This is a genomic window from Nostoc sp., assembly GCF_036919595.1.
Taxonomy (GTDB): domain Bacteria; phylum Cyanobacteriota; class Cyanobacteriia; order Cyanobacteriales; family Nostocaceae; genus Nostoc.
Map to the genome: position 1 here is coordinate 24,489 of NZ_JBALCO010000076.1, position 13,154 is coordinate 37,642.

Genomic DNA, 13,154 nt, shown 5'->3' on the forward strand with positions numbered 1-13,154 from the left:
CATTGGCTCTCAATCCTTCCGCTCTAGATATTAGACATCAGCTTATCAAGATTTTGGTTGAATGACAGATTACCAGCAAAAATACTCACCTGCAAGTAAAGCAAAAAGATGGCATTTTTGGCAAAATACCTATGCCTACACGACTGATAATCCAAATTGGTACATAATAATACAGCTAATCTCACTGCTAAACCGCAGGTATGAGAGAATTTATAAAATCTAGTGAATGTTCTGGAAAGAGATCCTGTCGATTAAGTAGTTTATGATATCAGAACTGCCATTAATTACAAGCGATCGCCTGTTCTTACGAGCGGCTATCCATGAAGATATACCCCTAATTCTCAAATACTTTATTCATAATAAAACTTATCTGACTCCATTCTACCCTCTTTGGGCTGATGGTTTTTTCACTGAAGAATATTGGCAATATCAGATAGAGAATAGTTTTCTAGAATTTATTAATGCTCAATCATTAAAGCTATTTATTTTTACAAAAAAAAATCCCACTGTAATTATTGGAACTATCAATTTTAGTAATTTTGTCCAAGGAGCCGCTCATTTTTGCTATGTAGGATATAGCCTTGCTGAAAGGAAACAAGGTAAAGGATACATGACAGAAGGACTAAAAGCCGCAACTCAATATCTATTTCAAGAGTTAAATTTTCACCGAGTCATGGCTAATTATATGCCTCACAATCGGCGCAGTGGCAATGTACTTAAAAGACTAGGCTTTGTGATTGAAGGATATGCTAGAGACTATTTGTTAATTAATGGGCAATGGGAAGATCATATTCTCACAAGTTTGACAAATCTTAACTGGCAAACACCTAAATTTTAACCAGCTATTTTTATAATAAAATAAGTAGTTAGGTATAAATAAATTAAAGTTTATAGTGAGTTAGCGCAGTCTTTTCCTTGGCAATTGAATTTGACCAATCGACACCCTTATAATTTTGGTTATTTAGTCTGTTTTAATTAGCTCAACTTACTGAAAGATAAAATACTAAAAAATAGATCCCCAACTTCTAAGATAAATTAGGAATCTGGGTACTATGTTTATTTATACACAGCTAATTAACAAATTCGAGACATCATTTGGCACTATTTATAAATTCATCGTAAATCCATAATAAATACACAACAACTCCATAAGGAAATGCAATAGTAATGTTTGTTCACTCTCCGGCTCAATTACCAAGGTTAGTTTTAGCCGATGTGTCCAATTTTATTAAATGATTGAGGAGTTTTTCAAAGTGTCCATTAGTTCTATAAAGCGCTTATCTGTCTTTTCTACTATCTTCGCCTTTGCTACAATCTTACATGCAGTTGTCTTGGCAGCACCAGCTCCAAGTCCCGTCAATACACCAGCCTTTAAAACTCAGACTAGTCCTGCATCACACCAAAAAATCAAACTCACAGCTCAACAGCGCCTACAAATCCAAGCGGCTCGCCAGCAAAGAGATAAGGATATTGAGGCTCTATTAAACCCGTCCCAAGATACTAAATTTAAGGCAGCACTGCAATCCCGTCAGAGAGTCAGAACAGTGTTAACATCTTTGAATCTGAATCAAGATCAACAAAAACAGGTTCAATCAATTTTGCAAACTTATAACCTGCAAGTGAAAAAAATTCTATCTTCACAGGCATCACAACCAACATCAAATCCAACAGCAGTTACTCCAACAACATCACAACCAATTACGAAATAAAAATTAGTTTTATTTAATTAAGGTTAAGTTTCGGAAGACTGGCGGATTTGATCCAAACTTCGGTTGAGCCAGTCTTCATACCAATCAGAAAAACTCAAAGGCTTATCTTCGTCGCTATTTGGATGAAAATCATCAGGGTCAGCGTTATGGAAAGCATGACAAAAACTTAAAGAAGCAGCATATATTCCATTATCATTAGTCCGGTCATCTATCCAGATATTTCCTGACTGCTCCCCGGTAATGACTAACATCCCATAAATTCCACAACCATAATTTGTAATCGGAAGAGTGCCCTGGATGAACTTATCATCGAAGTAGGCATCATTGTTGGTAATAAATTCTGTATTATTCTTGACAATCATATCTAAATCATTCCATGCTTCTGTAAAAGGAAATGGTTTAGAGAGAATTTCGTAGTTATCGTGGTATAGTTTTTCTGGGATGATATCTTCAGATTCAATTCCCGACAGTCCAGATAAACCGTATCCTGGCCCTGCACCACCATTACCAACTTCTAAGAGAAAATTTCGATATTCACTTGGTAGCGTAATATTATATCTGGATTCAAACACTTGAATATCTTTATTATTCAAGCAAGGTTTAAATTGATATTGGTGTGATTCTGAGCCAAAAACCTCAAATGTAGCGTCTAGAATAGCTAATTGAGTCAACTTTTTCTTTAATTGTAAAACTTTATCCATTATGCGCTCTAGATTTTGATGGTGGCGCTGCCATATTTTAGATATGGGTCGCTTTTTGCGTCTATGCTGATGTTTGAAGCCAGAGGTAGTATTAAGGGAAGAATGAATTAAGCTTTGCTCGTAATGACTCTGGCTGAAACTCCAAACTACAAGAATTCTAGCAATCCTTTTCTCACCCTCAACTACGAAAGCGCCTTGGAATCTCTAGGCGATGACTACTATGATGAGGTTGCAGCGGCAGAATTTCCTCAACACCTCCTGCGTTGGCGTAACGATGAACTACTACCCCGTTTGGGTTTAGACCCCCAACTAGTCAAAGACGAAGATTTCATCACAGCCTTTAGTAAATTTCAGGGGCACAAACCCTTGTTAGCACTGCGTTATCACGGCTATCAATTTGGTGAATATAACGCACAGTTGGGTGATGGCAGAGGCTTTCTCTACGGGCAAGTACGCGCCAATAATGGGGAATTGTACGATTTTGGCACGAAAGGTTCTGGGAGAACGCCTTCCTCCCGTGGTGGCGACGGTATGCTCACGCTCAAAGGTGGAGTGCGGGAAGTTCTGGCTGCGGAAGCACTGCACTACTTGGGTGTACGTACCTCGCGCTGTCTGAGCATGATTGAAACAGGTTTACCACTCTGGCGGGGTGATGAACCTTCGCCTACCCGTTCAGCTGTGATGGTCAGAATGAGCAGTTCTCATATTCGGTTTGGCACTTTTGAGCGACTGCACTATTTCCAGCGTCCAGATTTAACTAAGAAGCTGTTAGACCACGTAATCGAGCAGTATTATCCACACTTAAGTGCTGAACAAGATAAATATGCCTTGTTTTACGCCCAATTAGTGAAACGAGTTGCAGAATTAGCAGCGCAGTGGATGGCTGCTGGCTTTTGTCATGCAGTCCTGAATACTGACAATATGTCAATTACCGGGGAAAGTTTTGACTATGGTCCTTACGCGTTTATCCCTAGTTATAATCCCTACTTTATAGCTGCATATTTTGACTATTCTGGACGCTACTGTTACGGTAATCAACCAAGTATTTGCCAGCTGAATCTACAAATGCTCCAAGAACCTTTAAAGGCGATTATTGATAAAGGTGAAATGGAAACTGGATTAGTTAGGTTTGGTGAATATTATGAAGCTGAATACAGTTCTTTGATGTTGAAAAAGTTGGGTTTTGAGGATTTGCTACATCCAGAAGCTGAGAAACTCTTGAATCTAACGATTGAATTCTTGAAAGAGAGCCAAGTTGGTTATCACCAATTCTTTTATGAGATGGCTCGTACTTTTTCATCTAAATGGCGAGATGAACCAGGTTTTGTGATGAACAGTTCAGATATTGTACCAGTACCGGGTGCGTCAGGAATTTTTGATGATTGGTGCATACTGTATCATCAAATTTTGAATGATTTGGAGTATGATCGCATCAATGTAATTGCCCAAACTCTAACAGTTCATAATCCGCAAACGGCATTATTAAGACCTGTGATTGAATCGATTTGGGAAGCAATTGCTCAGGAAGATAATTGGCAACCTTTTTATGAGTTAATCAAGGTAATTCAGTCTAGGAGATAGTTTGCAAGGGGGCATTAGGCACAAGAGGCAGAGGGGCAGTTATTGCTGGAGGCAAGGGGGAGAATAAAAACTACCTCTTTCCCCTCTGCTCCCTGCTCCCTTGGTTACTAAGCGCAGTCGTAAAGCATGCGGCATAGCTACGCTTAGGGCGCAGCCTCTCCAAAAGTGCTCCCTGCCTCCTCTGCCTCTAACTAAACTGCTGGGCATAAGACCGCGCATAGCGACGCTCTAGGGCTAATAATTCTTCATGGGTTCCTGATTCGACAATTTGTCCCTGTTCGAGAACTAAAATGCGATCGCACCGTCTGACTGTCGATAAACGGTGAGCAATAATAAACACTGTCCGTTTTTCCATCAATCTTTCCAGCGCTTCTTGTACCAGTGCTTCTGACTCAGAATCTAATGCTGATGTCGCCTCATCAAGAATCAAGATTTGAGGATTGAGGAGAACAGCACGAGCGATCGCAATTCTTTGTCTTTGTCCACCAGATAAGTTTACCCCACGTTCACCTACCCAAGTTTGATAACCTTCTGGCAGCTGGCTAATAAACTGATGGGCATTAGCAATTTTCGCCGCCTCTTTAACTGCTTTCATTTCAAAAACATCTTGTCCAAAAGCGATATTTTGGGCAATTGTCCCCGAAAACATGATGGTTTCTTGAGGAACAATCCCAATTTGTCGCCGCAGACTATGCAGCTTGACATCCCGAATATCAACACCGTCAATCAATATTTGCCCCACTTCAGGGTCGTAAAAACGGGGGAGGAGATTCACAAATGTGGTTTTACCAGCACCAGAAGCACCTACAAGAGCGATCGCTTCCCCTGGCGGTACTAATAAACTGATATCTTTTAATACAGGTTCACCTGGTTTATAGGCAAAAGAAATATGACGATATTCTACTTTACCTTTGACTGGGGGTAGAGCGATCGCATTGATCTTTTCGATCACCGTTGGCTGAATCGCCATCAATTCAAAAACGCGGTCAACAGATGCTTCACCTTGCTTAAATTCGTTGTAGTTATTAGTAGTGTGGCCAATGGGATCAATTAACAGCGCCGCCGCCGCCAGATAACTGAAAAAATTCGCCACTGTCAAGTTACCTTGGGAAATTTGCCACGCTCCCACAATCAGTAACGATAACGCACTTAAGGCTTCCAGAAATCCCACGATCGGAATCTGAATCGCTTTCAGGCGTTCGGCTGAGTATTTTGCTTTGAGACTGCGTTCTGCTTCATGGCCAAAGCGGGCAATTTCGTAATTTTCGGCAGCAAAAGCCTGTACCAAACGAATACCGTTGAAAACTTCCGCCAGGATGGCTGATAAACCTGACACGCGATTTTGACTTTTTAAGGAATACTTGCGTAACTGTTCACCAAACCAGCCGACTAAAATACCCATCAGCGGTGCAACTAACACTGTCGCTAGTGTCAATTGCCAATTCAGGTAAACCATGTAAATTGGAATTGCTAGCAACTGCAAAATACAGGGGATAAAGTCGTGAAATACTTTATTTACCACTTCGCCAACCCGGTCAACATCTTCCGTGAGGCGGTAAGATAAATCACCTGCTTTTGCCGTTTCAAAATAGCTGAGATTTAGCTTTTGAAGATGGGCATAGACTTGCTGGCGGAGATGAAAAGCAACTCTCAAAGCAGCTTTCGCCATGTACATATCTTGTATAGACTGAAACAAGCCTCTGACAAGAAAGACTAAGGCACAGCTACCAGTTATTTGAGCGATCGCTACTACATTACCTTGTGCAAAGGGAATTGCCAATTTACCGGCGAGATTGATCAACACTAATGTCGCCAGTACGTATCCTAAGATGCCAATAAGTCCCTTGGTGATGGTTTGACACTGGAGTCGGATATAAGGCAGAAGTTGCCAGTAATTAGAACGCGTTTTCAAGCTCGAAGGTCCACAACGATATCTTTCCTTTGTTTGACGCTATCAGCTTTTGGGGAGTTTCTGAATAGTTAAGTAATTAGTTCCAAAAAGTGACGTTGCCGAATCAGAATATATCGATGATTCTTTAATCCTGTCGCTTCTCTATGAGACGTGTGCGTAGCTTGCTTAAGAGTAGGGTATGTAGACTCGCTTTACTAGAAGCTCCCTTAACCTGTCATAATCGCTGTGGTGGAGTACTAGTTTAGACGGTGCGTTTTGTTTTGCTTTTGTTCATAAAAAAAGCCCCCTCCTCGCTTGCGAGGAGGGGGCTGGGGGTGCGGCTAGCCTAATATCCGCCTTCTTCTTCGTATTCTGGCTGTCTTTCTTTGACTTTCTTAGGAATATTCACAGGCTTCGGCGCATCTTCCCAAGCATCGCCCTCTACGTCGTCATAATCATCGTATTCGTCAACATAAGGCTTGCTATAGGGCTGGGCTTCATACTTTAGCGGCTGCGGTTGTTGATACCTGTCGTTGCCCGTTGCCTCACTCCAGTTATCTTCTTCCTCGTCTTCTTCGTATTGAATAGATTCATACTGCCGCGCCTTCATTACCTGACGCTGTGGCCTTTGCTCTTCCACATAGTCTTCTGTCCATTCCTCTTCCCGCGCTACGGGTTCAGGGGCACGAACTCTCTGCTTGGGTGGCTGCAATGGCACTCCACTGGGCAACTGATTGGGTGCTGCAATTGTGCGTGGTGGAGTATAACCATATTCTTCTTCTGCATCCCTCTCCCACGGCGCTTTGCCGATACCCAGGCGCTCTAGCAAACCAGTTGTCAACTGGTTTACCCGTTCTTCAGCTCCCTCAAACACAATCAATCGATTGGGACCGGTGCTGACAATTTCATCGACTGAGAACTCGTAAGTACTCAAAAATTGTTCGGGAATTTGGGGCAATCCTAAAGAAGCGATGACTATGGAGTTAAGCTTCCCGGTTTCGGCGTTGAACTTAAAGCCCCGAACTTTGCCTAATACTTCACCTGTTTCTGTAATTACTTCCCAGTTAATCAGATTACTGAGAGATTCAACTTCGATATCTTCAATTGCATCTTCGTTATCAACCAGGATGACATCACCAATCTGGTTGATGTTGTTGAGGTACATGTAGCGCGGTATGCCCGAAATAGAGATCAGGCTGTCTCGCAAACCAAGAGCCACAACCTCTCGTTGATCAATATCAACCCAGACTTGACTGACGATGCCTAGCCGCTTGCCGTTGTCGCGGGTAATCACCTGGGTATTTAATATGTCGGAACGCCTAATTATCTGTTCAGAGGTCATTCTATACCGAGTCCTGATCTCGAATCCGGTTTATCTATACACTATTATTAACAAAAACTCAAGCAGATGTATTGGATGATTGTAACTTAATCCCCAAAACTTGAGTGTAAGCTCCTCGTGCTTGAGTAACGCCGATTGTGCGTTCGGCTGATTCTATCATCGGACGACGCAAACTCACAACTATGAATTGCGCTTGTTGTGACTGTTGCTTAATCATTCTAGCTAATCGTTCTACGTTTGCCCCATCTAAGAACATATCCACTTCGTCAAAGGCGTAAAAGGGCGATGGGCGGTAACGTTGGAGGGCAAAGATAAAACTCAAGGCTGTGAGTGATTTTTCTCCCCCAGACATAGAAGCTAGGCGCTGTACTGGTTTCCCTTTGGGATGCGCGACTAAATTTAGCCCACTGCTAAAGGGATCTTCGGGATTTTCCAGTTGCAGGAAGCCGTCGCCGTCTGAAAGGATGGCAAAAATCGATTGAAAGTTTTCGTTGACAGCATCGAAAGCTTCTTTAAAGGCAAGTTGGCGTAATGTTGTAAAGTTTTCAATCCGCAAAAGTAATTCGGTGCGTTCCCCTTCTAAGGTTTGCAACCTTTGCGTCAGTTCCTGAAGGCGGTTTTGGGTGCGTTCGTACTCTTCCAACGCCAGCATATTTACGGGTTCCATCGCTTGCAAGCGTTTGGTAAGCGATCGCAATTCTTTCTGCAATTCTTCCAAATCTACCTGATCTGGAACTTCTGGCAGCGGATTTGGTAATTCTGCTCCCACATCCCGCAACTGGCTTTGCAGTGCAATTAATTCCTCCCGCCGCTTCTCTTGGGTTTCTCTGAGTTTTTCTATTTCCCATTGCAATTGTTGTTGACGCAAAAGGTGCGATCGCACTTCCTGTTCTGTAGCGTCGCGTTTTTGTTTCTCTTCTCCCAAATTCTGTTCCATTTGACTCAACGATAGACGGGTTTGGCTGATTTGCTCGTCTATCGTTGTGATTTGTGTAAAGACGCGATTCATCGCGTCTCTAGATGAGATTTTTTGGGTTTCGTATTCGGTAATTCGTGTCTCTGCTTCTTGGATTTTCTCTTGCAAACGCTGTTGCTGATTTTCCAAATTTTTTAATCTTTGTTCAGCTTCGCGTAATGCCGTCTCCCGTTGTTGCAATTGTTGCTCTTGAATTTTAATCGTTGCCTGGATTTGCTGCCATTCACTGGGAGTTTGAGATGCTTCCAACTCTGCTAAAGCGTGTCGCAATTGTTGCAATTGAGTTTCTTGTCCCGGTAATTCCCGCTCTAAAACTTCCAATCGGGATTGAGCAGTGGCTAGCTTTTCGCTATTTTGTGCAAGTTGCGATCGCGTCCCCTCTAATTGCGCGCTCAAACTCTTAATGTCTTTCTGCAACTGTTCCAATTGCAACTGCTGTTCGCGCCGCGCCTGGCGTGCTTCTGTGAGTTCCGGCGTCAGTTTTTTTGTTCGGGTTGACAAAGTAGCGATCGCTTCAGTACAACGCTCTAAAACCCGCTCAATATCCAGCAAGCGACTTCTTAAACCGATCGCTTCATCAGATTCCGCCGCTTCCACATTGCCAAAACGTAAGGCTGAACGCTGAGTGTTACTACCACCAGTCATTGCACCGCTAGTTTCTAACAATTCCCCATCTAAGGTGACGATGCGATATAACCCTAAATTTTTCCGCGCCGCCTCAAGGTTGGCAAATACTACCGTATTACCGAAAACATAGCTAAATACATCTTTATAACGGCGATCGCAATCGACTAAGTTAACAGCATAATTAACGAAGCCACTGGCAAAACGCAGCGTTGCATCTTGAGTGAATTTGGCAGCGTGAATTTTATTCAGCGGTAAAAAAGTCGCCCTCCCTGCACGTTTTTGTTTGAGCAATTCAATACCCGCTGCGGCGATACTGTCATCTTCCACCACAATATGTCCCAAGCGTCCACCGCCTGCCATTTCCAAAGCTAGCTGATGGCGGGGTTCCACCTTTCCTAACTGCACAATTAAGCCACAAAGTCCGGGCATTCCCGATTGTAAAATGACTTTACTAGCTTGGGTTCCTTGGACTTCTTGCTGTGCTTGCGTTTGCGCTTCTATTTTATCCAACTGACGTTGTTTTTCTCGTTGTTCAAAAAGTAACCGCTTTTGGGTTTCCTGTTGGATTTGCAATTCTTGTTCTGTGGCTGAGAGATTTTCGGCTAAATTTTGGATAGGTTCACTAGAGGCGTTAAATTCTGTTTCAACTCGACTGCATTCAGCTTGTTTTTGGGCTAATTGGGGTTCGTCGCGTTCAATTAACTGGGTTTGTTCGGAAATTAGTTGCTGTAACTGATTATTGCGTTCCCTAAGTTGTGCTTGTTCCGTGCGTTGCGGTTCTAGAGTTTGCAGCAAAGTTTCAATTTGACGGTTGAATGCAGTTTGTTGCTGCACCCACGCTTCCGAAGCCGAGGCGATTTCTGCTGCGGCTTCGCGGGAAGTTTCTAAAGCTTGTTGCGCTTCATTCCTTTGTTGTTGTGAAGACGCGATAAATCGCGTCTCTACAACCTGTGTTTCGGCAATTTCTTCTAGGGAAAGACGGTGTTTTTGAATCTCTTGCTGAGTTTGAGCCAGACGTTTGGCAGTTTCCTGCGTTGCTGTTTCTAATTCCGTTAGCTGACGCTGGAGTTGTTTTCGTTCAGCTTCTTGGGTGGCGAGGGTAGATTGTATCGCCAAAAGTTCATCTTCTCCCAATGCTTTCACATGGGCATTGAGTTGTTCAAGTTGATCTGTTTTTTGAACGATTTCGGAATTTAGGTTGGTGAGTTGGGTAGTGAGTTCACCAGAATTGCGATCGCCTGTTTGAATTTCGTTAACTAACTTTTCTTGTTGTGCTTGTAGTGATCGCCATGATAAAACTGCTTCCCAGGATTGTTTAGCCAGAAATTCCGTGCGGAGTTTTTGATATTTCTCAGCTTTAGCCCGATCTTGGGAAAGGCGATCGCGCTGTGCAGTTAATTCCGTCTCAATAATCCGACAACTATCTTCTTTTTCCTTCACCTCATCTAAAGTTGATTTTGCTTGGATAATTTTGCGATCGAACGCCGCCACCCCCGCCAATTCATCAATAATTTCCCGCCGTTCCCGCGCATTCATCGAGATAATGCTAGTGACATCCCCTTGCAGCACCACGTTGTAGCCTTCGGGATAAACCCGCAGGTTACTTAGTTCCTCATGTAATTCCGTCAGCGTGCAAGCTACACCATTGATATAGTAATTTGACGTATAAGACCCTTGGTGAGTAACCCGCAGCCTTCTAGTGACACTCCACTCTTCCAATTTTGGATTTTGGACTTCGGCTTCGCTTAGTCGAACGATTTTGGATTTTGGATTTTCTTCCTCAACTTCCTCAACTGTCTCTAAGTCTTCCTCATTTTGCGCTTTTGTTGCTTTGGGTGAGATATCCTCCCCTGACAAATCAAACGTCACAGTGACGCTAGCTTCAATAGAAGCCCGTCCTTTAGACGTTTGGGTGTTATTTACCAAATCTGGCAAACGCTCGGCTCGCATTCCTTTAGAACTGGAGAGTCCCAGGCAAAATAGCAGGGCATCTAAAATATTAGATTTACCCGAACCATTTGGCCCAGATATGACAGTACACCCCGGTAGCAAAGGGACTGAGGTAGTGCCACCGAAGGATTTGAAGTTCGTAAGTTCCACGCGCTTGATGTGCACCATAGGCGCTGGTTCACTGGGCTAATGAAGAACAAGTGTATCAACTAATTAAAAATTCGCAAGAGGGTAGAGAGGAGAGTTGGGGATCATTGTAGACGCGTAGCGGTGAGCCACCACTGCGGCAACAGGGGGTTTCCACGCCACTTGCTTACCTGAAGGGCTTACCACAAGGCGATCGCATCTTTATTTCAGGATATAACGAGTTTGAAAACACGCTCTAGGCGTTTTCACACACTAACATGACCTGTTAAGGAACAGAGGGGAACGAGGGAAAAAGCAACTTAAGCAAATGCCAGAGGATATTAAAAGCACCAAAGGAACTTATAATATAGTAATCTTTACGATTGTCAAAGCGTAGAAAGAAAGCCCTCTTTACTACCTCAATCTGCTTTCTGTAATTTGGCTCTTAACCCGCAAATATTTGTAGAACTTAGTAATGAAGAGATTAATTAAAGGTCTGCGCGAATTTAAATCTAGCTATTTTTCGACACATCAACAATTGTTTGAGCAACTTTCACATGGCCAAAAGCCCAGGGTATTGTTTATTACCTGTTCTGATTCGCGTCTCGATCCAAATCTAATTACACAAGCCCAAGTTGGTGAATTATTTGTCATTCGCAATGCAGGTAACATCATTCCACCGTATGGGGCAAGTAATGGCGGTGAAGGTGCGACAATTGAATATGCTGTTCAAGCTTTAGATATTCGCCAAATTATTATTTGCGGTCACTCTCATTGCGGTGCAATGAAAGGACTAATGAAGTTACACAATCTCAGCGATGAAATGCCGCTTGTACATGATTGGCTTAAATATGCAGAGGCAACTCGAAGGTTAGTTATAGACCACTACAGTGACTACGACGGAGAAGAACTCCTAGAGATTATGATTGCGGAAAATGTTCTTACTCAAATTGAGAATTTGCGGACGTATCCAGTGGTTCACTCTAAGCTCTATCAGGGAGAACTCAGCATTTATGCTTGGATTTATCACATTGAAACAGGAGAAGTTTTCGCATACGATCCCCAGAAGCACGCTTATGTTTTGCCTCAAACTCAGGTTCCAGAATTAGAAATAGATGAGTCACTCAGGGGTCGGTTTATAAATACCAATGGAGTAACTCATTCCCCTGAAAATCAGCTGGATGATGCTCAATCTTATGAGAAACGGTCTGTTTCTCCATTTGAGTGGTTTCCAATGAAGCGTCTTTCTCCAGAGCAGATGGAGCGAATTTATCGAGGTTCAAATAATGGAAGTTGAAAGATGAAAATATAGAAATTTAACTCTATATATCACCATGAATGAAACCTATTTGATAGGATTGGATTATTAGTTAGATAAGCTTTTCAGGGATTGATAAAGAGAAGTCATAGCTAAACTGAAGTCTATTCAAATAAACTAAAACCATTTTTTAGTCTTTTTGATAAGACTTTAACTATTAGCTATAGGTTTCTAAAGTCATTCAAGTGGTATCAATTATCTACTGCTTATTTTTATTTAAGCAAGTAAACAACAGAGACTTACACAAATGTAAATCTCTGTTTAACTTTCATGCTGATGCTAACTGAAAGCTTCAGTTATTCTTTTATGACTTTTTTACAGCATCAACTTTTGCTTCTATCTTCACCGTTTTTACACCTTGAACTTTTTTAGCCAAGGTTTCAGCTTTTTTTAGTTCTTCAACAGAACCCGCTGTGCCTTTGAGAATAATTTCACCCTGTTTGTTTTCAACTTGTAACTTATTACCTGGTAAGCCTTTATTCAACTTTTCGCTAACTTCAGTTTTTAAGTCGCCCTTAACTTTTGTTGCTGCCGTTTTTTCAGAATCGGTTTTAACTTTAGTATCTGTACTAGCTGCTAAAGGAGTCGTTTCTGTTCCGGGAATTTTGGCAGTTTGAGTTGTCTGAGAAGCTGGTTTGGCTGGTGCTTGAGCGGCTTCATTAGTAGTGCTAGGAGTTTCCGAACCAGTTTTAGGAGCCTCTTGGCAACCAAAAGTACCAACTACCAAAATGCTACTAACTAATAATGGAATTAGCTTTTTCATTATCTATCTCCGAATTGAGTACTTGAAGCGATTAATTGAGGTGTGTGTCATGGTGAGGAGCAGATGTTAAAAAGCAATTAAAGGTGAAGAAGCAAAAGTGCCCAAGCACTCAGGTTACTGAAAATTGAGACTTGGACGATTTCTTCAGGCTAAGATTTTGCAGCCATTTA

9 protein-coding genes are annotated in these 13,154 nt (G+C 42.3%); 4 read left to right on the plus strand and 5 right to left on the minus strand.

The window, feature by feature from the left end; all coding sequences use genetic code 11:
* Positions 1-262 precede the first annotated feature (262 nt).
* A complete protein-coding gene (locus V7K21_RS10705) occupies positions 263-838 on the plus strand; it encodes a GNAT family N-acetyltransferase (protein ID WP_335173989.1) in 576 nt (191 codons plus the stop codon).
* 415 nt (positions 839-1,253) lie between these two features.
* Complete coding sequence (locus V7K21_RS10710) at positions 1,254-1,709, plus strand: hypothetical protein (protein ID WP_335173991.1); 456 nt, start codon at positions 1,254-1,256, stop codon at positions 1,707-1,709.
* Positions 1,710-1,732: 23 nt separating this feature from the next.
* Here V7K21_RS10710 and V7K21_RS10715 read toward each other — a convergent pair whose 3' ends face one another.
* Entirely contained in the window at positions 1,733-2,410 is a 678-nt protein-coding gene (locus V7K21_RS10715; RefSeq protein ID WP_335173993.1) for an SMI1/KNR4 family protein, read from the minus strand.
* A 123-nt stretch (positions 2,411-2,533) separates the two neighbouring features.
* Between V7K21_RS10715 and V7K21_RS10720 the strand changes: the two genes are divergently transcribed.
* Positions 2,534-3,991, plus strand: a complete 1,458-nt coding sequence (locus tag V7K21_RS10720; RefSeq protein WP_335173995.1) for a protein adenylyltransferase SelO — start codon at positions 2,534-2,536, stop codon at positions 3,989-3,991.
* 187 nt (positions 3,992-4,178) lie between these two features.
* On the opposite strand, the gene V7K21_RS10725 is transcribed toward V7K21_RS10720, so the two are convergent.
* From V7K21_RS10725 to smc, 3 genes are all read right to left on the minus strand, one after another.
* Positions 4,179-5,903, minus strand: a complete 1,725-nt coding sequence (locus V7K21_RS10725) for an ABC transporter ATP-binding protein (protein WP_335173997.1) — start codon at positions 5,901-5,903, stop codon at positions 4,179-4,181.
* Positions 5,904-6,228: 325 nt separating this feature from the next.
* Complete coding sequence (locus V7K21_RS10730) at positions 6,229-7,224, minus strand: PRC-barrel domain-containing protein (RefSeq protein ID WP_335173999.1); 996 nt, start codon at positions 7,222-7,224, stop codon at positions 6,229-6,231.
* Positions 7,225-7,282: 58 nt separating this feature from the next.
* Positions 7,283-10,945, minus strand: a complete 3,663-nt coding sequence (smc, locus tag V7K21_RS10735; protein WP_335174001.1) for a chromosome segregation protein SMC — start codon at positions 10,943-10,945, stop codon at positions 7,283-7,285.
* Positions 10,946-11,378: 433 nt separating this feature from the next.
* Between smc and V7K21_RS10740 the strand changes: the two genes are divergently transcribed.
* On the plus strand, positions 11,379-12,200 hold the full coding sequence (locus V7K21_RS10740) for a carbonic anhydrase (protein WP_335174003.1): 822 nt from the start codon (positions 11,379-11,381) through the stop codon (positions 12,198-12,200).
* A gap of 325 nt (positions 12,201-12,525) precedes the next feature.
* On the opposite strand, the gene V7K21_RS10745 is transcribed toward V7K21_RS10740, so the two are convergent.
* Positions 12,526-12,984 (minus strand): BON domain-containing protein, encoded by a 459-nt coding sequence (locus V7K21_RS10745; protein WP_335174005.1) that lies wholly within the window; start codon positions 12,982-12,984, stop codon positions 12,526-12,528.
* Positions 12,985-13,154: the final 170 nt, after the last annotated feature.